This window comes from Kitasatospora sp. NPDC058243 (assembly GCF_042882025.1).
Taxonomy (GTDB): Bacteria; Actinomycetota; Actinomycetes; order Streptomycetales; family Streptomycetaceae; genus Kitasatospora.
In genome coordinates, this window is the sequence record NZ_JBHVWW010000104.1 from 1 (window position 1) to 22,844 (window position 22,844).

Below are 22,844 nucleotides of genomic sequence, written 5' to 3' on the forward strand. Positions count from 1 at the left end.
TGCCTGGACAAGTCACCCGAGCTGATCGTCGTCCTGCTGGCGATCTGGCGGGCCGGCGCCGCCTACCTGCCGCTCGACCCCGGCCACCCGGCCGACCGGCTCGCCTACCAGGTGACCGACGCCGGAGCCGCCCTCGTCGTGGTCGCCGAACGGAACCCGTTCGGCACCGAAGCGCCCGTCCGCCCCGTCACCCTGGACGAACTCGACCGGCCGGCCGCCGAGAGCGGCCCGCTGCCCGCCGCCGACCCGGACCGCCCCGCCTACGTCATCCACACCTCCGGCTCCACCGGCCGCCCGAAGGCCGTGCGGGTCGACCACCGCAACCTCGCCGCCGTCACCGCGGGCTGGCGCGCCGAGTACCGCCTCGACACCGAGGCCCGGGTGCACCTCCAGATGGCCGGGACCGCCTTCGACGTGTTCTCCGGCGACCTCGCCCGGGCGCTGAGCACCGGCGGCACCCTCGTCCTGGTCGACCGCGACCTGCTGTTCGACACCGCCCGGCTGTACCGCACCATGCGCGAGGAGGCCGTCGACTGCGGCGAGTTCGTGCCCGCCGTCGCCCGCGGCCTGCTGGCCCACTGCGAACGCGAGGGCCTGCGGCTGGACTTCCTGCGGCTGCTGGTCGTCGGCTCCGACTCCTGGAAGGCCGCCGAGCACCGGCGGCTGCGCGCCCTGTGCGGGCCGGACACCCGGCTGGTCAACTCCTACGGCCTGACCGAGGCCACCATCGACACCAGCTACTACGAGGGCGGCGCGGACGCCCTGGAGCCCGGCCGGATGGTGCCGATCGGCCGGCCCTTCCCCAACAGCGCGCTGTACATCCTCGACCACTACGGCGAGCCGGTACCGCCCGGCGTGCCCGGCGAGCTGTGGATCGGCGGCGCCGGTGTCGCCGCCGGCTACCCGAACGACCCGGAGCAGACCACCCGGCGCTTCACCACCCTGGAGCTCGACGGCCCGCCCGTCCGGCTCTACCGCACCGGCGACCTCGGCCACTGGGACGCCCACGGCACCGCCCACCTGCTCGGGCGGATCGACAACCAGGTCAAGGTGCGCGGCCACCGGATCGAGATCGGCGAGATCGAGGCCCACCTCACCGCCCGCCCCGAACTCGCCCAGGCATGTGTGACGATCCGTCAGGACATCGCCGGCGAAGCCGTGCTGGCCGCCTACCTGGTCCCCGCCGAGGGGACCACCCTGGACCGCCGGGAACTGCGCCGCCACCTGGCCGAGCACCTGCCCACCGTGATGATCCCCTCCCACCTCACCGAACTGCCCGCCCTGCCGCTCACCCCCAACGGCAAGGTCGACCTGGCCGCCCTGCCCGAGCCCCGGGTCGACACCGGCGACGCGCAGCACGAACCGCCCGTCACCCTCTACGAGATCCGCACCGCCGAGCACTGGAGCAACCTGCTCGGCGTGGCGGAGGTCGGCCTCCAGCACGACTTCTTCGAACTCGGCGGCAGCTCCATCCGGCTGATCGAGCTGATCCACCACCTGCAGACCGAGTTCAACATCAGCATTCCGGTCGGCCTGCTCTTCAAGGTCACCACCCTGCACGGGATGGCCCGCACGCTGGAGCAGATCATCACCGGCGAAGTCGCCGGCGGCCAGCCGTACCTCTGGTTCAACCCCGGGGCGCCCGAGGGGCGGACGGTGTTCTGCTTCCCGCCGGCCGGCGGCCACGGCCTGGTCTACCGCCAGCTCGCCGCCCACCTGCCCGACCACCGGCTCGCCGCCTTCAACTACCTCACCGGCGACGACAAGACCGCCCGCTACGCCGACCTGGTCGAGGAGCTGGAGGAGTCGGGGCCGTACGTCCTGCTCGGCTACTCGCTCGGCGGCAACCTCGCCTTCGAGGTGGCCCGGGAGCTCGAACGCCGAGGCCGTACGGTCAGTTCCGTCCTGGTGGTGGACTCCTACCGGATCCCCGAGCCCTTCGAACTCGGCGAGGAGCACCTGGCCGTCTTCGAGCGCGAACTCCACGAGCACCTGCACCGGCACACCGGCTCCCGGATCGTCGCCCAGGAGACCCTCGAACAGGCCCGGGACTACCTGGCGTTCTGCAGCCGTACCCCCAACCTGGGCGTCCTGAAGGCCCCGCTCAACGTCGTCTGCGAACGGGACCGGCTGGCGCTGCACGCGGGCGGCGAGCACGGCTCCTGGCACGGCGCCTCCAGCGCCGGCACCGCCGTCCACGCCGGGCACGGCAGCCACGCCGAGATGCTCGACGCCGAATTCGCCGCCCGCAACGCCGAACTGGCGGGCGCCATCCTGGCCGGAGGCACCGCCGATGGCCGGGCCTGAGCGCGGGCCGGACTGGTCGAGCCGGGAGCGGGCCCCCGGCGGCCCGCCCCGGGTCATCGTGATCGGCGCGGGCATCGGCGGGCTCTCCACCGGCTGCTACGCGCAGATGAGCGGGCTGGAGACCCGGATCTTCGAAAAGCACGTGCTGCCCGGCGGCTGCTGCACCGCGTGGTCCCGGCACGGCTACCTGTTCGACTACTGCATCGACTGGCTGATCGGCACCGCCGAGGGCACCGGGGCGAACCAGGTGTGGCGCGAACTCGGCGCCCTCGACGGCAAGTCGATCACCCGCTTCGACGTCTTCAACCGCGTCGTCGACGAACACGGCCGCGCCGTCACCTTCTACGGGGACCCGGACCGGCTGGAACGGCACCTGCTGGCCACCGCCCCCGGCGACGCCAAGCCGATCCGCGCCTTCTGCCGGGACCTGCGCCGCTTCGCCGCCATCGACCTGCCCTGGGACCTCACCCCGCCGCCGCTGCGCGGCCCGGCCGAGCGGCTGCGCACCCTGCGCACCGTGCTGCCCGCGTTCCGGCTCTTCTGGCGGACCGCGACGACCCCGATGAGCGGCTTCGCCGAGCGCTTCCAGGACCCCCTGCTGCGGCGGGCACTGCCCAACATGTTCCTCCAGGAACCGGCCGGCTTCCCGCTGCTGCCGTACCTGTACACCCTGGCCGCCGCGCACAACGGCAACGCGGGCTTCCCGCAGGGCGGTTCACTCGGGCTGGCCCGCTCGGTGGAGGAGCGCTACACCTCGCTCGGCGGGGTGATCGGCTACCGCTGCCGGGTGGAGCGGATCCTGGTCGAGGGGGACCGCGCCGTCGGCGTCCAACTCCGGGACGGCTCCCGGCACTTCGCCGACCACGTGGTGGCCGCCTGCGACGGGCCGACGGTGCTCGACCGGCTGCTCGAAGGCCGCTGGTCCAGCCCCGCCACCGACCGGCTGTACGGCGAGCTGCTGGACAAGCCCGGCAACCTGTACCCGGCCGTGGTCTCGGCCTTCGTCGGCGTGGACGGCCCGCTGCCCGAGGGCGAACCGCACAGCACCACCTACCTGCTGACCCCCGAGCAGGGCGCCCGGCTGCCCGGCTCGCTCCAGCACAGCCTGGTCGTCCAGATGCGGTCGGACTACGCGGAGGGCTTCGCGCCGCCCGGCAAGTCGGTGCTGCACTGCACCTACTTCAGCGACTACCGCTCCTGGAAGGACCTGCGGGTCAGCGACCGCCGTGCCTACCGGGCGCGCAAGCAGGAAGTCGCCGCGTTCGTCCGGGAGTTCCTGGAGCGGACGTACCCGGGGCTCGGCCGCCGGATCGAACTCGTCGACGTCGCCTCCCCGGTGACCACCGAGCGGTTCACCGGCAACACCTACGGCAGCATCCTCGCCTGGCAGGCCTTCTCCGAGGCCGAGGACGCCGCCAACCGGCTGGTCAACCGGGACCGGATGCGGCTGCCCGGGCTGCGCGGCTTCTCGATGGCCGGCCAGTGGGCCGGCCTCGGCGGCCTGATCCGCGCCGCCACCAGCGGCCGGTACGCCGCGCAGTACCTCTGCCGGGAGCTCGGCCGGCCGTTCCTGGCCTGGCCCAGCGACAACCAGGAACCTTGGCACACGGGCAAGTTGGGCAAACTGCCGCAACTCGACCGGGCCACCGTGGGAGTGCCGGAATGACCGGAACGAGTACCAGCAGGCAGACCATGGTGATCGTCGGGGGCGGGCTGGGCGGTCTGTCGACCGGCTGCTACGCGCAGATGAACGGCTACCGCACCACCGTCCTGGAGATGCACGAACTCCCCGGCGGCTGCTGCACGGCCTGGGACCGCGGCGAGTTCACCTTCGACTGCTGCGTGAGCTGGCTGCTCGGCAGCGGCCCGGGCAACGAGATGCACCAGATCTGGCTCGAACTCGGCGCGCTGCAGGGCAAGGTGATGCGCAACTTCGACGTCTTCAACGTGGTGCGCACCCGGGACGGCCGCGCTGTCTACTTCTACTCCGACCCCGACCGCCTCGAAGCGCACCTGCTCGACCTCGCCCCGGAGGACGCCCGGCGGATCCGGCAGTTCTGCGAAGGGCTGCGCAAGTTCCGCCGCGCCCTGGTCCGTTACCCCTTCCTCAAGCCGGTCGGACTGATGGGCCGGGCCGAACGCTGGCGGATGCTCGCCTCCTTCCTGCCGTACTTCAACGTCATCCGGCGCTCGATCACGGTGCTGATGAGCGACTACTCGGCGCGTTTCCGGAGCCCGCTGCTGCGCGAGGCGTTCAACTTCGTCCTCTACGAGCAGCACCCCAACTTCCCGGTGCTGCCCACCTACTTCCAACTCGCCTCGCACGCCGGGCAGTCGGCCGGGGTGCCGGAGGGCGGCTCGCTCGGGCTGGCCCGCTCGATCGAGCAGCGCTACCGGCGGCTCGGCGGCGAGATCAGCTACAACACCAAGGTGGCCGAGATCCTGGTCGAGCAGGACCGGGCCGTCGGGGTGCGGCTGAGCGACGGCCGGGAGATCCGGGCGGACATCGTGGTCGCCGCCTGCGACGGACGCACCACCATGCTGGACCTGCTCAAGGGCCGCTACCTGAACGACACCTACCGCCGGCTGTACACCCGGACCATCACCGAACCCGGCATGGTCTTCCCCGGCTACCTCACCGTCTTCCTGGGCCTGCGCCGCCCCTTCCCGGCCGGGGACCCGTGCACCACCTACCTGCTGGAGGACAAGGTCGCCGACCGGCTCACCGGCATCCGCCACCCCAGCATCAACGTCCAGTTCCGCAGCCGCCACTACCCCGAGCTGTCGCCCGCCGCGACGACCGTCGTCTACGCCAGCTACTTCTGCGACATCGCCCCCTGGCGGGAGTTGAGCACCGGCCCGGAGCAGGCGCCGCGGCTGCGGCGGGGCGAGGAGCTGCACACCCTGCCGGTGGGGCGCGGCCGCGAGTACCAGCGCGAGAAGCGCCGGGTGCGGGACGCCATCGTGGAGTTCCTGGACGGGCACCACCCCGGTCTGCGGGACGCCGTCGCGGTCAAGGACGTGTCCACCCCGCTCACCCAGGTCCGCTACACCGGCAACTACGACGGCACGGTGCTCGGCTGGCAGCCGTTCGTGGAGAGCGGCGAGACCCTGGAGGAGGAGATCAAGCGCAACGGGCCCGGGCTGCCCGGCCTGGCGAACTTCTACCTCTCCGGCGTGTGGGCGACCACCGGGGGACTGATCCGGGCGGCCGCCGCTGGCCGGCACGTCGTCCAGTTCATCTGCCGCGACGACGGCCGGCCGTTCACCGCCGCCGTGGACGACAGCGCGCCGCCGCCCACCCTGGTCATCGAACCGGTCGGGCCCGCCGACCGGCGGTTTGGAGTCACCTCATGAGGGTCGAGAAGTGGGTCGTCCGCGAGCACGTGGACGGCGTGCCGGACGTCGAGCGGATGTACCGGAAGGTGGTCGAGGAGGTGGACGTCCGCCTCGCCGCGGACGAGATGCTGCTGCGGACCAGGTACGTCTCGGTCGACCCGTACCTCCAGGGGATCGCCCTGGACACCCCGATCGGCGACCACATGGGCGCGGACTCCATCATGGAGGTGGTGGAGGCCGGGCCGGACGCCGCCTTCGCCGTCGGTGACCTCGTGCAGGGCTTCGGCGGCTGGCGCAGCCACGTGATCAGCAACGGCGCCCCGGCGCTCTGGCAGACCGGCACCTTCCCGATGGTCTTCCCCGCCTACCGGCGGCTGGACCGGGGCGACTACGACGACGCCCTGCCGCTCTCCACCGCCCTCGGCGTCCTCGGCGGCCCGGGGATGACCGCCTGGGGCACGGTCGAGAAGTTCCTGAAGGTCCGGCCGGGGGACACCGTGCTGGTCAGCGGGGCGTCCGGGGCGGTCGGCTCGGTGGTCGGACAGCTGGCCCGGCACCGGGGGGCCCGGGTCATCGGCACCACGGCCACCCCGGCCAAGGCCGCCCGGCTGCGTGAGCTGGGCTTCGACGCGGTCCTGCTCTACCGCGACGGCGACGACCCCGAGCGGCTGCGGGAGGAAATCGCCAAGCTCGCCCCGGCCGGCATCGACCGCTACTTCGACAGCCTCGGCGGGGCGCTCACCGACGCGGTCTTCTCCCAGCTCGCCGTGGACAGCCGGGTCGCGGTCTGCTGGCAGTGGGGCAGCCAGGTCGGCGGCGACTGGGCGGGCCCGCGACTGCTGCCGATGATCATGTTCCCGCGCACCACCATCCGCGGCATCTTCTCGCTGGAGTGGTTCACCGAGGAGAACTGGTCGGCGCTGCGGCAGGAACTGGGCGCCCTCGTCCGCAGCGGCGACCTCGGCTACCAGCAGACCGTCCACCGGGGCTTCGACAACATCCCGGCCGCCTACCGCAGCCTGTACGTGGACCGCTCCGCGAACCGGGGCAAGGTGCTCGTCGAACTCTGAGCCGGGCGGTCCGCGGGGCCGGCCGGGGCGGGCGGTTCGTGGGCCCGCCCCGGCCGGGCGCAGGTCAGTTCAGGGTGAACCAGGTGGAGCGGGACTTCTTCCACTCCGGCTGGGCGAGGTCCTTGGCGGCGGTGCCGTCGCCGTACAGGTCGGCGGAGCCGTCGTCGGTGATCAGCTGGGCCCGGGCGCCGGGGGCGTCCAGGTTCGGCACGTCCGGGACGGCCTCCCAGGCGCCGGCGTCGCTGGTCGGCAGGTCGACCAGCTTGACCGGCTGGGAGCCCGGCTGCCCGTTCCAGCGGTAGAGGGCGTACGGGGCGGAGTTGTCCTCGGCGGACCAGGAGCCGGCCACGATCAGGTACTGGCCGAGGTCGTTGCGGCGCAGGTCGCGGATGGAGAGCCCGCCGAGGTCCAGCTCGACCGGCTCGCCGAACGTCGCGTGCGAGGCCGAACCGGACAGCAGCGACGGGAGGTTGGTGACCGGGACGAGCAGCGCGCGGCCGCCGGTGACCGCCGGGGTCAGCGGCGCGCGGAAGCCGATGTACGCGGTGGTGGTGCTGCCCGGGGCGAACTCCAGCCCCTCGACGTTGAATCCGTCGATCTGCTTGGGCGCCTGGCCGTCCGCCGCGCCCGCCGCGAAGCCGTAGCGGTCGCCGTGGGCGCCGTCCCAGGCGATCAGGTCGTCGCGCAGGCCGTGGTACGAACCGGCCAGCGACAGCTGGGTGTTGGCGCCCGAGCCGGTGACCTTCGTGGTGAACACGGTGTGCCGGTCCGGCTTGACCTTGCCGTCCTTGTTGTTGCCGAGCGAGCCCGTCCAGTAGATCGTGTCGCCGACCCGGGCCGCGGCCTCGATGTCGATCTCCTTGGAGACGCCGAGCGCGGAGCTGAAGTCCCAGGTGCGGACCGGCGCGCCGGAGGCGTTGCGGTCGTACAGCCGCAGCACGTTGGACTCGTCGTCGCCCACCAGGATGTAGCCGCCGCCCGCGTCCACCGCGGCCGAGGCGTCGCTGGAACCGGTCAGGTAGCGGCTGGCGGCCGGGAACTGGACGGCGGGGGAGGCCGCGTAGTGCAGGGTGCGGGTCGCGGTCTTGCCGCCCAGGCCGGTCACCTTGATGGTGAGGTCGGTGTAGCCGACGCCCTGCGCGGCGACCGCCAGGGTGCGGGTGCCGCCGGTGCCCGTCACCGCCACGTCGCCGGTCCGCGCGACGGCGCTGCGGGTGCTCGCCGAGGCGGCGACGGTCAGCGCCGAGGCCGCGGCCCCGCTCTGCGCCACCGCCACGGACACCGTCGGATCGCCGGTGGCGCCGACCGCGCCGGACAGGTAGCCGGCCGAGAAGGTGATCGTCGGAGTGCCGTACGAGGCCGCGGAGGCCGGGACGACCGGCAGGGCGAGTACGGGCACCGCCGCGACGGCGACGGCCAGCGGCAGCAGACGGCGGGGGGAACGGGACACGGTGACAGCCCTTCGACGCACGGGGAGGAGCGGGGGCGGTGCGGATCCGGACCAGCCTGGGCGGCCGCGGCGAACGCCAACCCTACGCCGGAGAACCGGACGGCGAACAGCAGGCCTCCAACGGCGGGCGGGAGTTGGGGGAGAGGCCCGCTAGCCGCGGATTCCGGCCGTGTGCAGGCGGCGGCGGACCTCGTCCCACTCCGGGGCGACCGGCGCGGTCGACCGCGCGCCGACGCCCCGGTCCTTGAAACCGCTGGACGTCGACACGCACACCACCGGCCCCTCGGCCTCCCCGAGGCCCTCGACGCCGCCGAGGCTGCGCAGCCCCGCGAGCCCGGCCGCCGCGGACAGCTCCGTCCAGAGCCCGGAGCGGGCCAGTTCGGCCTGGGCGGCCGCGAGTTGGCCGTCGTCCAGGGTCAGCACCCGGCCGCCGCTCTCGCGGACCGCGACCACGCCCCGGTAACCGCCGACCGGGGAGGCGATCGAGTACGCCTCGCTCGGCCCCACCGTCACCCGGGCCGCCGGCAGGCCCTGGCGGACGGCCAGGGCGAGCGGCGCGCCGGACGCGGACTCGCAGGCGACGATGCGCGGCACCCGGTCGGCCAGGCCGAGCCGGTGCAGTTCGCTGAAGCCCTTCCAGACGCCGAAGAGCAACTCCCCGTAGCCGGTGGGCACGAACACCGCGGCCGGCACGCCGATGTCCCGGAAGATCTCGTACGCCACCGTCTTGTAGCCCTCGGGGCCGTACGCGTGGCCGGTGTGGGTGGTGGTGAGATTGCTGACCGGGTGCAGGCCCAGCCGGTCCACGACCTGGCGCAGCAGCGGCCAGCGGGCCTCCCACGGCACCGGCAGCACGACGGCGCCGTAGGCGTTGAGGAACGCGTCGACGGCCGGCGGCAGGTCGGGCCCGGTGAACACCACGCAGCGCAGCCCGGCCCGGGCGGCGTAGGCGGCGGCGGACGCGCCGTGGTTGCCGGAGGAGGCCACCGCGATCCCGGGCGCGCCGACGCCCACGGCGGCGCTGGTGGTGCAGCGGTTCAACCGGTCCTTGTGGCTCCAGGTCGGGTTGCGGGCCTCGTCCTTGACGTACACCCCCGGTTCGAGCTCGACCAGCGGCGTGCCGCCCTCGCCCAGGCCCGGCGCGAGCAGCGGCGGCAACAGGGGGGCCCACCGCTCCAGCCCGCCGCGCGGCGCCCCGGCGTCCGCCCCCGGGGCGAACAGGGCGGCCGCGTCGGCCTTGAGATAGGCGTAGTCGACCTCGACGGGGTAGGACACGTCCTCGGTGCCGGTGCGGGGACAGCCCGCGGTGAGCGGGGGCCACAACGGGTAGTCGAGGGTGGGATCGCCGAGGGAGCGCTGGCCGGTTGCGAGGGAGCCGTCTGTCGCCATGTCAGGAGCCTAACCGGACCTGCGGCGCCCGGTCCGGCGGATTTCGGGGCTCCTGCGGGGCCTTTGGGGATCCTGCGGGCCGCTCCTGGCTCCTGCGGCCGCTACTGGCCCTGCCGGACGGCCGAGATGTCGAACTCCAGGACGACCTTGTCGCCGACCAGGACGCCGCCGCCCTCCAGGGCCGCGTTCCAGGTCACCCCGAAGTCCTTGCGGCTGATCGTCACCGAACCCTCCAGGCCCACCCGCAGGTTGCCCTGGGGGTCGACGGCATTGCCGGTGTACTCGACGTCGATGGCGACCGGGCGGGTGACGTCCTTGACGGTGAGGTCGCCCGTCACCCGGAACTCGCCGTCCCCGCGCGGCTCGACCGCCGTCGTGGCGAAGGCGATGGTCGGGAACTTCGGCACGTCCAGGAAGTCGTTGGTGCGCAGGTGCTGGTCGCGCTGCTCGACGCCGGTGTCGATGCTGTCGGTCCGGATCGTCACCCGGGCGGTGGAACGGCCCGGGTCGGCGCCGTCCAGGTGGGCGCTGCCCTCGAAGGCGGTGAAGGAGCCGCGGACCTTGGTCACCATGGCGTGGCGTGCCACGAAGCCGATCCGGGTGTGGGCGGGGTCGAGGACGTAGTCCCCGGTGAGATCGGACAGGGAGACGGTCATGGTCGGCTTACCTCCTGGGCCTGTGCGGGGCCTCTCCGGGAAATCGCGGGGGTCGGGTCCTCGGGGGTCGCCGACCTCGGCGGCGGTGCCGCCCCGGTCGCCCCGGACCACGCTAGGTGCTGCGCCCCGTCCCCGCCCGTCGGGCCCGGGCCGCTGTCTTCCACGCGGGTGCCCCCGCCCGGGTGGAAGACAGCGGCATGGGTTCAGCGGTGGCTCGGGAACTGCACCACCTGCTGGTAGGTCGGACGGTTCTGCCAGGTGGTCTTGTCGTCCGTGACACCGCCGAGCGGGCGCTGGATGATCGTGTCGGCGCACCACTGGTCGCCGGCGGAGCAGTCCGCGTCGCCCGGGTAGACCTGGGCCGGGGTCTGGGCGGCCGCCCGCTTCAGGGTGTCCAGCAGCACGCCCCGGCAGGCCGCAAGATCGCCCCCGCCGCAGTACGGGCGGGCCAGCGGGCCGGCCACCTGGTCGCCCAGGACGGACCGCAGGTCCTTGTCCAGGTAGCTCCACCAGCCGTACTGGAAGGCCGAACCCTTGTGCGGGATACCCTCGTTGGCGCTCACGGGGCCGCCACCGGGACCGGTCTGGCCGCCGGAGGGCGACTCGTTGATCTGCAGGGCGCCGGTCAGGGCCGCGAACAGCTGGTCCCCGAGGCCGGGTCGCATGACGCCCTCCGCGACCAGCGGCCACCAGGCGTCCAGGACGCGGATCGCGGCGGCGTCCGCGTAGCCGTGGCTGTCGGGCGACGTCTCCTTCCGCTGGGCGCCGCCGGCCAGCCAGGCCTCCAGCTGCTGGAGCGCGGTGGCGGCGGCCGGATCGGTGACGGGGGCGCTGCGTAGCACCCGGATCAGGTCCGGCAGGACGTCCTCGGCGCGCAGGTCGGCCAGGGCGGCGCCGGCCATGGCCTGGGTGAGCGAGACCCGGCTCGCCTTGCCACCGTTGCGCAGCAGCGTCTTGACCCGGTCGTCGAGCAGGTTGCCGCGGTGCACCGAGCCGTTGCCGAACCCGGCCGAGGTGAAGCCGTCGGCCTGCTTGTTGTTCCAGGAGATGTAGTAGTCCTGGTTGACGGACTGCGGGTGCTCGGCCGCCGGGGTGTACCGGGCGGTGTTGGTGGCGGGGTCGAAGTCGGCCCACTCGTAGGCCGGTTCGGCGCGCAGCGGCAGGCCGGCGTCGACCCCGGGGGCGCGTACGGGGTTGCTGCCGGAGTTGTAGTACGCGATGTCGCGGGAGTCGGCGTAGAACCAGTTGAAGGTGTAGTTGATGTCCTGCGCGGCCTGCTGGAAGCCCGCCGCGTCGTGCACCGCGCCGGGGTCGTTGAGCTCCTGGAAGCCGATGATGGAGTCCGCCTCGTGCCGGTAGGTGGAGCGCAGCGAGGTGAAGGCCACGGGGGCGCCGCCGACCGTGCCGCGGGCGGTCACCAGGCCGTACCTGCTGCGGTACATCACCAGGGTGTAGGAGCCGGCGGCGGTGGAGTCGGCGGTGGTCGGGTTCCAGGTGTTCTTGCGTTCCAGCCGGTCGAAGGGGACGCACTGGCCGTGCCAGAGGTAGGAGTCGGCGGCGGTGGTGGCCGGGGAGCCGTCGGTGGTGCAGAGCGGGACGGCGTAGGTGTCGGTGATGTCCTGCCCGGCGGAGGTGGCGCTCCAGGCGTAGTCCTGGCCGCGGCCGAGCTGCACGTAGAAGCTCAGGCCGGCGAAGGCCGCGCCGCGTGCGCTGATGCCGGGGCCCTGGATCTCCTCCAGCATCAGCAGCTGCGGGGCGAAGTAGCCGGTCTGCGGGCCGAACACGGCGACCGGGTGGCCGTCGTCGGTGTGGGCGCCGGAGACCAGCAGGGCGTTGGACATGCCGTGCTTGGCGGTGAGCAGGTTGCCGGGCAGCACACCCGGGGCGGCGGTCTTCGCGGCGCCGGCGCCCGTGCCGGTGGCGTCGTAGATCATCCGCTCGGGCACCACCGAGCCGGGGTCGGGCAGCGCCTCGCCCTGCGGGGCGTCGGGGACCGGGGCGTAGGGGAAGCGCTGGCCGTCGTGCAGGGTCTGGACGGCCTCCGGGTCGTCGGCCTCGCGCAGCGACTTCCAGACCGCGTCCCCGGCGTCCTTGCCGTAGCGGGCCTCGGCGGCCGACTTGACCTGGGCGGAGGCGAGTTCACCGCCGCCGCCGGAGCCGAACAGGGCGCCGACCACGGAGGCCAGGGCGACCAGGTCGGTCAGCTTGAACGGCTCGATCGACCCGGCGTTGGTGATCGGGTCGATGTGCCCGGTCAGGTCGTACTCGCCGGGGAAGGTGCGGGCGTTGTACGACTCCTTGGCGTACTGGTTGATGCCGTCGAGGTAGGCGTTCGCGTCGGTGAGGGCCTGGGCGGCCCGGCCGCCGCGGGCCGCCAGGGCGTCGATCTGCTGCTGCAGTTCCGCCTCGGTGTACGGCGCGGCCTGCCAGAAGCTCTGCTCCAGCTGGCGGTTGGCGGCGGCGCCGCCGGCGAAGCCGGACAGCTGGCCGCGGCCCACGTGCCGGAACAGGTCCATCACCCACAGCCGGTCCTGGGCGGCGGCGTAGCCCGCGCCGTACTCGGTGCCGTAGCGGGTGGTGCCGGTGATGTGCGGGACGCCGGTGGCCTTGTCGCGGACGATGGTGACGTCGGCGCGCGGGCTGATGGTGCTGGCCACCTGGTCGGCGGGGACGCCGAAGGAGGCGTCGTTGAAGAAGTCGCGCAGCTTGGCCTCGGTCAGGCCCGGGTAGCCGGAGGCGAGGGCGGCGTACGGGCCGAGCTGGTCGTCGGTGTGGGCGGGGCGGCTGCCGAACATCCGGTTGAGCAGGATCTCGGCGAGCGTGGCGTTGCCGTTCTCGCCGGGCGGCAGGATGTCCCGGCAGTGGCCGCCGCAGTAGTCGGCCGCGGTGGCGGTCGGGGCGGCGGGGGCGGCGGCGGTGGGGGTGGTGGTCAGGGCGGCGGTGACGAGCAGGGCCGACGCGGCGGCGGCGGCCGGGAAGCGCAGGGGGTGGGGGCGTAGGCGCAAGGGGAGCTCCTCCGTCGAAGCCACGGGAGCTCGACGGTAGGGGCGTTACTGACCGGTTGGCTAGTGGCGTGCATGCCATTTCCGGTGGGGCGCGGCCGAGTTGGTGATCCGTCGGGACCGTCTACCGCCTACCGTCTGCCGCCCGGAGGCGAGGCGAGGCGGGTGGCGAGGTGGGCGGCGGCGGTGGCGGCGTCGGTGCGGGGGAGGCGGGGGTGGAGGTCGGCGAGGAGGCGGTGGAGGCGGTCGCGGATCGGGCCGGGGGCGGTGGCCACCGAGCCGGTGAGGACCAGGGGTTCGGCGGGGGCGGCGGTGGCGCGGGCGAGGTCGGCCAGGTGGTCGGCGGCGGTGTCGGCGATGGCGCGGGCGGCCGGGTCGCCCTGCTCGGCGAGCCGGGAGACCAGCGGGGCGAGACCAGCGAGCCGGCGGGGCGGGCCGGCGTAGGCCCAGTGGAGCAGGGCGTCGGGGGAGTCGGCGGCGCAGTGGGCGCGGACGGCGGTGCCGAGCGGGCCGGCCGGGTCGGCGTGGGCGTGGCGCAGGGCCTCGCGGCCGAGCCAGAAGCCGCCGCCCTCGTCGCCGAGCAGCCAGCCGAGCCCGCCGCTGCGCGCGAGCGTGCGGGCGCCGGCGAGCCGAACGCAGATCGCGCCGGTGCCCGCGATCAGGACGGTGCCGTGGCCGTCGGTGACGCCGCCGGAGGCCAGGGCCGGGACGGTGTCGGGGACGAGCCGCACCGGGTGGCGGAGGCCGAGGGCGGCCCGGCAGCGCTCGGCGAACGCGTCCGGGTCCGGTAGGGAGCGGTACCCGGCGAGGCCGATCAGGCAGGCGGCGATCCGGTCCGGGCCGCGCCCGTCGAGGGCGGCCGTGACCGCCGCCGCCAGCCGGCCGAGCGCCGGCTCCGGCCCCTCTCCGGCGGGGTTGGCGCCGGGGCTCTCGCCGCGGCCCCGGACGGCGCCCGCGGCGTCCAGGAGGACGGCGCGGGTGTGACTGCCGCCGGCGTCGACGCCGAGGTGGAGGGTGGTCATCGGGCGCCTCCGGTGCGGGCTCGGCGGGTGGCCGGGGTGGTGCTGAGCGGCATCAGGTCGGCGGGGCGGGCGCCGCGGACCTGCGCGAGCGGCTGCCGCCGGCCCTCGGGGCTCCGGAGGGGGCGCCCGTGGGCCGACCGGTCCTCAGCGTAGAGGGACCGCGGCGGAAGGGCGGGCGGTCGTCGCCGTGACGGCCGCGTGGGCGGCCTTGACCAGTGCGGGGAGGTGCTGTTCATCGGTGAGCCAGGCCAGGTGCCCGTCGGGCCGGACCAGAGCGGCGGTGACACCGCGCCAGGCGGGCCGTGACGTGCCGAGCGGCGCGCTGTGCACGGTGACGCCCGGGCTGGTGGCGTGGGCGAGGGCGGCGAACTCGGCGCCGGCCCGGCCGGTGAGGTCGAGCAGGACGTGGCGGCCTCCTCGCATCAGCGTGAACAGGCCGTTGCCGTCCGCGGGCCCGGCGAGCCTCAGGTCCGGCGCCCGGGAGCCGGTCAGCGGGTGCGCCCCGCTGCCGGGGTCGGCCGGGTAGGCGGTCGCGAGGCCGGCCGCGCGACCGGCCAGTTCGTCCGAGAACTCGTCGACGCCGGTGATGAGTTCGGCGAGCAGACCGCGCAGGGCCAGCGTCGTCGGCGAGTGGTCGGTCATCAGCCCGGACTGGGCGTGGGTGGAGCGCAGCAGCTCCACGCCGACCGGGTGGCGCTCGGCGTGGTAGCTGTCGAGCAGGCCGTAGGGGGCGGCGCCGGTGATGGTGCGGGCGAGCTTCCAGCCGAGGTTGGCGGCGTCCTGCATGCCGACGTTGAGTCCGGGCCCGCCGGCCGGGAAGTGCGAGTGCGCGGCGTCGCCCGCCACCAGGACCCGCCCGTGCCGGTACCGGTCGGCCTGGCGGGAGGCGTTGCCGAAGGTGGAGATCCAGCCGGCCTCGCGCATCCCGAAGTCCGTCCCGGTGATCCCGCGGACCTTGGCGCGCAGCTGCTCGAAGGTCAGCGGGCCGGGCTTGGTGTGGACGGTCGCCGTGTCGTTGCCGACCACCCGGTGCACCCCGCTGGGCAGCGGGAAGACCATCACGGTGCCCTGCTCGTTGGAGACGGAGCGCCAGCGCGGCGGTGCGTCGAGCACGGCGTCCGCCATCCAGGCCCAGGCGGTGGCCGGGGTGCCGGGGAAGCCGATGCCCGCCGCCTCGCGCACGGTGCTGCGGGTGCCGTCGCAGCCGACCAGGTAGGCGGTGCGCAGCCGGTAGGGGCCGTCCGGGCCGTGGACGTGAATGGTGACCGCGTCGTCGCCCTGGTCCAGCCCGGTGACGCGGTGTCCGCGCAGCAGCCGGGCGCCGGTCGAGCGGAGGTGTTCGGCCAGCAGCTCCTCGGTGCGCACCTGGGGGAGCGCGAGCGTGAACGGGTACGGCGTGTCCAGCCGGCTGAAGTCCAGCCGGGGCGGCAGGGCGGCGAAGTGCCCGCCGGGGATGCGGACGCCCTCGGCGAGGAAGGGCTCCACCAGGCCGCGGGAGGCCAGCAGTTCCAGGGTGCGCGGGTGCACGGTGGTGGCCCGCGAGTGCGGGTCGGGTTCGGCGCGGCTCTCCAGCACGGTGACCTCGATGCCCTGCAGCCGGAGTTCGGCGGCGAGCCAGAGCCCGACCGGGCCCCCGCCGGCGATGACGACCTGTTCCATGACTCATCCCTCTCTTGGTCAGTGACCAATGACTTGGCTCCAGTAGACTAGGTCAGTGACCAAGAAGCAAGCCCCGGATGCCCCCCGGACCCGACTCGACGCCGACACGGTGGTCCGCGCCGCCCTCGACCTGCTGGACGACAAGGGCGCCGCCGCCGTCTCCGTGCGCGGCGTCGCCGAACGGCTCGGCGTCCGGATGAACACCGTGCTCTGGCACGCCAAGACCAAGGGCCGCCTGCTGGGAATCCTGGTGGGAGCGATCGTCGGCGAGATCCCGCTCGACGACCTGCCCGCGCCCTGGCACGAGCGGGCCCGCGAACTCGCCCACCGCTACCGCCGGTGCCTGCTGGCCCACCGCGACGGCGCGGTCATCGTCGCCGGCACCTATGCCGCCGAGCCCGGCACCCTGCGCTTCGCCGACGCGATGATCGCCGCGCTCCTCGACGGCGGCCTGGACGAGCGCCGCGCGTCCTGGGTGTTCTGGACCATCCAGTACCTGACCCTCGGCCTGACCCAGGAGGAGCAGGCCCTGGCCGCCCAGGGCGGCGTGCACACCCTCGGCCCGGCCCTCGCCGGCGGCGACTACCCGGCGCTCGTCCGGGTCGTCCCGCACATGGAGGACGCCGCCTTCGCCGAGCGCTTCGATTTCGGCCTCTCCCGGATCCTCTCCCCGTCCGGCCCCACCGCCCCCTGAATTCCCAACAGCCGCCCCCTCGTTGCCCCGGCCGCTCCACACGCCCCCCCTCGGGACCGCCTTTACCGGTGCTCGGCGAGCGGCGGGTGGGGCGGCCGATCGGCTCTGTGACAGCAGGTATTCCGCCGACCGGCGGCGATTTTCGGCCCTCCTCCCACATCGGGCGATCCCGGCCGCGCCGCCCCGCCGGATCGGCCCCCGCCGTTCCCCGGCCCGGGAACCCGCTGGGCAGGCGCGAGATCACCGTTTGTGAGGCTTGCCTAACCTGCGCCCCGCTCCGACCGGAGGGCGCTGTCCGCTTCGCGGTGTTGGCCGGATCGGGCGGCACGCGGACTTCTTGACAGGCGGGAGCCCATACGCCGAAGCTCATCGCAGTTGGCGAATTTCTCACCGAACTCCCGCTCCGCTTCGGCCTCTTCGCGAGGCGTTTTTCTCAGCAGTGGCTTCGTCATGAGGGAAAGTGAGATCCGCTTGACGTTCGTGACCGCGGAAACCCGCGCGGAACCGGCCCGCCCGGTGAAAGCGAGAAACCGGGACAGTGGGGTTCCGGGCCACGGGCGGATGTACGGGCGGATGTACGGGCGGGCCGATGTCGAATTCCGCACTGCAGTGCGGGAATTCGGGTTGCCCGACCGCGCCGCCCCGGCGCGCCCCGTCCTGGCGTGCCCCGCGCACGTGACCGCACCTCCTCCGGCGACGGCCTGATCCGGAGGGCCCGCCCGGTGCGGACGACCGCGCCGGGCCGTCCGGGATCTACCCGTCCGGCCCCGATCCGTCCGGCCCCGACCCGTCGCCGCCGCACCACCGCCGCTGCACCACCGCCTCCGTACCACCGTGTCCGTACCACCGCACGGAAGGAACAGCCATGTCGCAGAACACCTGGGACAAGGAACCACGCCCCGCCAGGCTGGAGGAACGCCTGGACGACGGCGTGGTCCGATGTCATCTCAGCCCCCGGAACTGCCGGATCCGCCCCGGCCAGCACGGATTCTGCATGGTCCGGGCCAACCGGGACGGCCGCCTGGTGACCCTGAACTACGGGCGCTCGGTCCACGCCACCGAGGAGACCATCGAGACCGAGGCGGTGTTCCACTACGCGCCCGGCGCCCGGATCCTCTCGATGGGGAACGTCGGCTGCATGCTCAACTGCGACTACTGCCACAACTGGAAGACGTCGCAGGCGCGCCACGTGGAGGACAAGGACGTCTACCACTACACGCCCGAGGAGGTCGTGGACATCGCCGTCCGGCACGGCGTGAAGGTGATCTCCTGGACCTACAACGACCCGGTGGTGTGGCACGAGTTCGTGGTGGAGACGGCCGCCCTCGCCAAGGCGGCGGGAATCGTCAACCTCTACAAGTCCGCGTTCTTCATCAGCGGCGAGGCGATCGAGGAACTGATCCCGGTGATCGACATCTTCTCGGTGTCGATCAAGTCCCTGGACCCGAAGTACTACCGGAAGATCACCAAGGGCTGGCTGGAACCGGTCCTGGAGGGCACCGAGCAGGTGTTCCGGGCCGGGAAGCACGTCGAGGTCTCCACGCTGATGGTCACCGACCTCAGCGACGACGAGGCGACCGCCCGGGACATGGCGAGGTTCGTCGGCGAGCGGCTCAGCCCCGACGTGCCCACGCACTTCGTGCGCTTCCACCCGGACTACAAGATGACCAACACCATCCGCACCCCCGTCGACCGGCTGGAACGGGCCCGCAAGGTCGCCATGGACATGGGGCTCAACCACGTCTACCTGGGGAACGTGTACGACACGGAGTCGACCAACACCTGGTGCCACCGGTGCGGACAGCTCCAGATCACCCGCTACGGCCTGAACGCCGACCTGGTCGGCCTGGACGCGGCCGGCGCCTGCATCGGCTGCGGCGCCCGCTCGCCGATCGTCCTGCTGCCCGACGCCCGCCCGCGCGCCCGGGTGCCGGAACTCCCCGCCGCCGAGGGCCTGGACCTGGCCCGCTTCGACTGGCACGGCGACGTCCGCGCCCTGCACGTCCAGGTGCGCAACACCTCCGCCGCGCCGGTGCGGGCCTACCACCGCCGCTACGGCGACCCGGCCGCCGACCAGGGCTGGCAGGTCATCGACCTGGCCCCGCAGGAGAGCTTCCGGTACATCGCGGCCAAGAGCACGGCGGGCGAGGTCGGCGTCCAGGTGGCCGTACCGCCGCAGTGCACCTCCAGCCTCCACCAGGTCTTCGACCGCGCGCACTTCCCGACCGTGGAGGCCTCCGCCGGAACGCTGAACGAGGACGTCTCGCCGCTGCCGCTCTTCCAGCCCCGCGCCAGGTCATGACCGGGCCCGCGAGCACGACGGAGCAGGCGGGTCCGATGCGGCACGGGACCGACTACCGCGTCCTGCCGTTCAGCGACGACCTGTCGGCCGTCCTCATCACCGGGAGCCACCGGCTGCTGCTCGCCCCGGCGGACACCGCCGAGCGGCTGGCCTCCGGCGTCGACCACCTGCGGCTGGACGAGCGGCGGGCGTGGGAGCGGCTGCAGGCCGGCGCCGCCACCGGCCGGGAGGCCAACCGCATCCGGCTCCGGGAGAGCGCGCTCTCCGACGGCGCCGACTTCGCGGTCAACGTCAACCTGACGAACGTGTGCAACCTCGCCTGCACGTACTGCTTCGCCGAGGGCGGGGACTACGGCCGGATCACCGAGGCGATGGGCGAGCACTCGATCGCCTGGATCTTCGACTTCATCCACCGCTACGCCGCGCCCGGGCAGCGGGTCCGCTTCGAGTTCTTCGGCGGGGAGCCGCTGGCGAACTTCACGGTGATCCGCAAGATCTGCGAACGCGCCCGCGACCTCACCGGGCGCTCGGGCACCGAGTTCGTCCACCGGATCTCGACCAACCTCACCCTGATGCCCCAGGGTGTCGAGGAGTTGTTCCGCGACCACCGGTTCATCGTCTCGGTCTCGATCGACGGCGGCCGCGAGGTCCAGGACGCCAACCGCCCGTCCAAGAACGGGAAGGGATCCTACGACCGGATCATCCGCAACCTGTTCCGGCTGCGCGAGGCGTGCGGCGACGACGTCACCCTGGTGGCCCGGATGACCATCGCGTCGGCGGCGCCCAGCCTCACCGAGAGCGTGCTCGACCTGTGGGGGCTCGACCTCTTCGACTACTTCCAGATCTATCCGGGCGTCTACCCGGTGGAGCAGGGCACGACGGTACCGATCGCCCTCACGCTGGGGGACCGGAAGCTGTCCGAGCCGAAGGGCATCCAGTACATCAACCACTTCCTCCAGCCCGGCATCGTGGAGCAGTTCAAGGACTTCCTGGTCCACTACCCGCGGCTGTTCGCCCCCGACAACCGGTTCAAGGGCGTGCTGGAGTACGAGCGCGCCGTGCAGATGGTCACCGAGGGCGCGGCGGCGCTGGCGTTCTGCTCGGGCGGCCGGACGTACTACACGCACTCCCCGGACGGCAGCGTCAGCCCCTGCCACCGCCTGGTCGGCGACCAGGGCTTCGACGTGGGCACCGGGGCCGAGGGCCTCACCCGGGACCACCCCGAGTGGCGGCGCACCGTCGACGAGCACCGGGTGTGCGGGTCCTGCTGGGCCCGCTACCTGTGCGGCGGGGGCTGCCGGCAGGAGAACCACGTGGCCTCGGGCGACGTGAACGTCCTCAACACCGAGTCCTGCCAGTACCAGTTGATGCTCGCGGAGGAGGTCGTCAAGATGCTGGCCCGCTCCGCCGCCGACTACCGCGAGCGGTCGCGGGCGCGCTACGACGACCTCTTCGTCTCGTGCGGGCGCCCGGTGGTCCCCAACGACCGGCCGGCCCTCGACGAGGCCGCCGACGTCCGCCCGTTCCAGGTCCTCTGCTGACGGCCTCCGCCCCCGGACCCGTCCACCACCACGCCAGGCCGGCCCCGACGAAGGAGTGACAGCAGATGGCCGAGAAGATCATCCGACGGAACATCCACACGTACCCGTTCAAATACCGGCACCACGAGTACGACGAGTACTTCCGCCCCGAGAACGCGGTGCTCTACCTGCACGTCCCGTTCTGCATCACCAAGTGCGGATTCTGCGACTACACCGTCTACATCAACCGGAACGAGCAGCACTTCGCCCAGTACGTCGACGTGCTCGAACGCGAGATCCGAGCCTTCGCCGCCAATCGGGCCTTCCCCGCGTTCCGGGTCGACGCGGTGTATTTCGGCGGCGGGACGCCGGGCATCCTCACCGGCGACCAGACGGCCCGGCTGCTGGACGCCTGCCGGGAATCGTTCGAATTCAACGAGGGCGCGGAGATCGGCCTGGAATTCGACCCCTCGACGGTCGACGAGGCCAAGATCGCGCGCATGCGGGAGGCCGGATTCACCCGGCTCAGCGTCGGCGTCCAGGCATTCGACGACCGGCTGCTGGAGATCTGCAACCGCTCGCACGACCTGGCCACCGCCGAACGCGCCTTCCGCACCGTCGTCGACGGCGGTTTCACGCACACCAACATCGACCTGATCTTCCCGCTGCCCGGCCAGTCCGTGGACGACTGGAAGCGCAGCGTCGACCGGGCCATCGAACTCGAACCGGCCTGCATCACGGCCTACGGCCTGGAGATCTGGCCCAAGACGGCGTTCCACTCGCTCATCACGTCCGGGAAGATGGCGCTCCCCTCGGCGCAGGACGAGCGCCGGATGTACGAGTACGCCATCGACGCGCTGGAGGCGGCGGGCTTCGCCCGGCGCAGCTCGACGGGGTACTACCACCCCGACCGCTGCGCCGACTACTCGCGCTTCCTGGAGTACTACTGGCGGACCTGGCCGATGATCGGATTCGGCGTCTCGTCGAAGAGCGTGATCCACGACCGGCTGTTCGTCAACGTCAAGCCGCTCAAGAAGTACTACGAGATGGTCGGAAGTGGTCAAATTCCGCTGGATTTCGCCACGTACCTCACCAAGGAACAGGAAATGCGCCGCGTCATGATCCGCGGCCTCAAGATGTGCGAGGTCAACCGGCCGGACTTCCACGACCGGTTCGGCGTCACCATGGAGGCCGTCTTCGGGGCGGAGATCGAGCAGCTCGTCGACAAGGGCTGGCTGGAGGAACGGGGCACGGACGTGTATGCGCTGACCAGGCTCGGTCAGTTGTTGTCGACCAATGTGTACGAGCTGTTCTACGCGCCGGAAGATCTCAGTCCCGCCGAAGGGGATGAGGTACGGTTCGGCATATCGGAGCTCGTCGAGTGACCTGATCGGCGGGTGTTGTGACGAGGGGCAGAGCGAATTGTCGCGCACGTGCTCGCACCAGGCCTTCCGCCGGGCCTTGAGCCGGGACCTGAGCCGGGACTTTCACCGGGACTTTCATCGGACCGGAATGATCGCGGTGACCTGCGGGGGACCGCGGTGAACATCCTCCCCGCGTGGTTCGCCGGGCTCAGCCTCGGCTTCCTGGTCGCCCTGCCCCTCGGCCCCATCGGCCTGCTGTGCGTGCGCAGCGTCCTGCGCGACGGCTTCCCGACCGGCTGGGCGATCGGCCTGGGCGCGGCCCTGGTGGACATCGCCTACGCCGGCCTGGGCCTCGCCGGGGTCGGCAGGCTGCTGGACGTCCCCGCGCTGCGCACGGCCCTGGGGCTGGCCGGGGCCGCCGTGCTGGTGTACATCGGCGCGCGCTCGCTGCGCTCCGCCTTCCGGGTCCAGACGGCCACCGACGACGAGCGGAACCCCGAAGTGGTCCGCCCGCTGGCGGCGTTCCGCACCGCGCTGGCGGCCACCGCCTCCAACCCGGCGACGATCGGCTACTGGGCCGCCGCCTTCGCCGCGGCCACGGCGGCGAACGTCACCGGGACGCTGCCCGCCTCGGTGTCCATGCTGGTCGGCGTCGGCTGCGGCACGCTCCTGTGGTTCACCCTGCTGAGCACGGGCGTCGTGGTGTTCCGCCGGCGCTTCAGCGCCCGGCTGCTGAAGGGCGTCGACCTGGTCGCCGGGATCGGGGTCATCCTCTTCGGCGGCTTCCTGGCCTACCAGTCGCTCGCCTGAACCGGCCGCGGTGACGGCGTCGGGCGGCGGCCGACCGAGGCCCTTCGTCGAACTCCCAGCTGTGTGACGGGAGTTCGGTGGCGGGGCCCCGGCTTCCGAACAGCCCGGTGTTCGCGCCGCTGCCCGCCTCCGCGTCTCTGGGGACGGCAACGGGCCGGACGCCCGTCCCCCTGGAGTCTCAATGATGAAGTCAAGATGCCTGCGCGACCGGTGGGGCGGAGGTGAAGATCCGGTTGTCGCGCAGGAGCGCCCACAGCACG

General features: G+C 72.9%; 15 protein-coding genes. 9 read left to right on the top strand and 6 right to left on the bottom strand.

The window, feature by feature from the left end; genetic code table 11:
- From ACFVX9_RS37825 to ACFVX9_RS37840, 4 genes are all read left to right on the top strand, one after another.
- A partial coding sequence (locus ACFVX9_RS37825; protein ID WP_387986589.1) for an amino acid adenylation domain-containing protein occupies positions 1-2,307 on the top strand: 2,307 nt, incomplete at its 5' end.
- A complete protein-coding gene (locus ACFVX9_RS37830; RefSeq protein WP_380379206.1) occupies positions 2,294-3,973 on the top strand; it encodes a phytoene desaturase family protein in 1,680 nt (559 codons plus the stop codon). The genes ACFVX9_RS37825 and ACFVX9_RS37830, both read left to right, overlap by 14 nt.
- The gene (locus ACFVX9_RS37835) at positions 3,970-5,664 is read left to right on the top strand and encodes a phytoene desaturase family protein (RefSeq protein WP_380379204.1); all 1,695 of its coding nucleotides are present in this window, start codon (positions 3,970-3,972) and stop codon (positions 5,662-5,664) included. Before ACFVX9_RS37830 ends, ACFVX9_RS37835 begins: the two co-directional genes overlap by 4 nt.
- On the top strand, positions 5,661-6,716 hold the full coding sequence (locus ACFVX9_RS37840; RefSeq protein WP_380379203.1) for a zinc-binding dehydrogenase: 1,056 nt from the start codon (positions 5,661-5,663) through the stop codon (positions 6,714-6,716). The genes ACFVX9_RS37835 and ACFVX9_RS37840 overlap by 4 nt, the downstream gene beginning before the upstream one ends.
- Before the next feature lie 64 nt (positions 6,717-6,780).
- Here ACFVX9_RS37840 and ACFVX9_RS37845 read toward each other — a convergent pair whose 3' ends face one another.
- The 6 genes from ACFVX9_RS37845 to ACFVX9_RS37870 form a co-directional block, all read right to left on the bottom strand.
- Positions 6,781-8,166: a hypothetical protein gene (locus tag ACFVX9_RS37845; RefSeq protein ID WP_380379201.1), complete on the bottom strand. Its 1,386-nt coding sequence runs from the start codon at positions 8,164-8,166 to the stop codon at positions 6,781-6,783.
- A gap of 150 nt (positions 8,167-8,316) precedes the next feature.
- Positions 8,317-9,555, bottom strand: coding sequence for a pyridoxal-phosphate dependent enzyme (locus ACFVX9_RS37850; RefSeq protein WP_063346378.1), 1,239 nt, complete (start codon positions 9,553-9,555; stop codon positions 8,317-8,319).
- Positions 9,556-9,656: 101 nt separating this feature from the next.
- Positions 9,657-10,211, bottom strand: coding sequence for a YceI family protein (locus ACFVX9_RS37855; protein ID WP_380379199.1), 555 nt, complete (start codon positions 10,209-10,211; stop codon positions 9,657-9,659).
- Between the two features lie 203 nt (positions 10,212-10,414).
- Positions 10,415-13,216, bottom strand: a complete 2,802-nt coding sequence (locus tag ACFVX9_RS37860; protein WP_380379197.1) for a penicillin acylase family protein — start codon at positions 13,214-13,216, stop codon at positions 10,415-10,417.
- Between the two features lie 128 nt (positions 13,217-13,344).
- Complete coding sequence (locus ACFVX9_RS37865) at positions 13,345-14,235, bottom strand: N-acetylglucosamine kinase (RefSeq protein ID WP_380379195.1); 891 nt, start codon at positions 14,233-14,235, stop codon at positions 13,345-13,347.
- A 144-nt stretch (positions 14,236-14,379) separates the two neighbouring features.
- Positions 14,380-15,894, bottom strand: coding sequence for an FAD-dependent monooxygenase (locus tag ACFVX9_RS37870; RefSeq protein ID WP_380379193.1), 1,515 nt, complete (start codon positions 15,892-15,894; stop codon positions 14,380-14,382).
- Between the two features lie 55 nt (positions 15,895-15,949).
- Between ACFVX9_RS37870 and ACFVX9_RS37875 the strand changes: the two genes are divergently transcribed.
- The 5 genes from ACFVX9_RS37875 (at position 15,950) to ACFVX9_RS37895 (ending at position 22,584) form a co-directional block, all read left to right on the top strand.
- The gene (locus tag ACFVX9_RS37875) at positions 15,950-16,588 is read left to right on the top strand and encodes a TetR/AcrR family transcriptional regulator C-terminal domain-containing protein (protein WP_387986596.1); all 639 of its coding nucleotides are present in this window, start codon (positions 15,950-15,952) and stop codon (positions 16,586-16,588) included.
- Between the two features lie 865 nt (positions 16,589-17,453).
- Positions 17,454-18,890 carry an AmmeMemoRadiSam system radical SAM enzyme gene (gene amrS / locus ACFVX9_RS37880; protein ID WP_063346372.1) on the top strand — a complete coding sequence of 479 codons (1,437 nt, stop codon included), beginning with the start codon at positions 17,454-17,456 and terminating at the stop codon, positions 18,888-18,890.
- Positions 18,891-18,925: 35 nt separating this feature from the next.
- Positions 18,926-20,431 carry a radical SAM protein gene (locus ACFVX9_RS37885; protein ID WP_380379188.1) on the top strand — a complete coding sequence of 502 codons (1,506 nt, stop codon included), beginning with the start codon at positions 18,926-18,928 and terminating at the stop codon, positions 20,429-20,431.
- A 65-nt stretch (positions 20,432-20,496) separates the two neighbouring features.
- On the top strand, positions 20,497-21,795 hold the full coding sequence (locus tag ACFVX9_RS37890) for a coproporphyrinogen-III oxidase family protein (protein ID WP_363624702.1): 1,299 nt from the start codon (positions 20,497-20,499) through the stop codon (positions 21,793-21,795).
- A gap of 156 nt (positions 21,796-21,951) precedes the next feature.
- Positions 21,952-22,584 (top strand): LysE/ArgO family amino acid transporter, encoded by a 633-nt coding sequence (locus ACFVX9_RS37895; RefSeq protein WP_380379186.1) that lies wholly within the window; start codon positions 21,952-21,954, stop codon positions 22,582-22,584.
- The last annotated feature ends 260 nt before the right edge of the window (positions 22,585-22,844 follow it).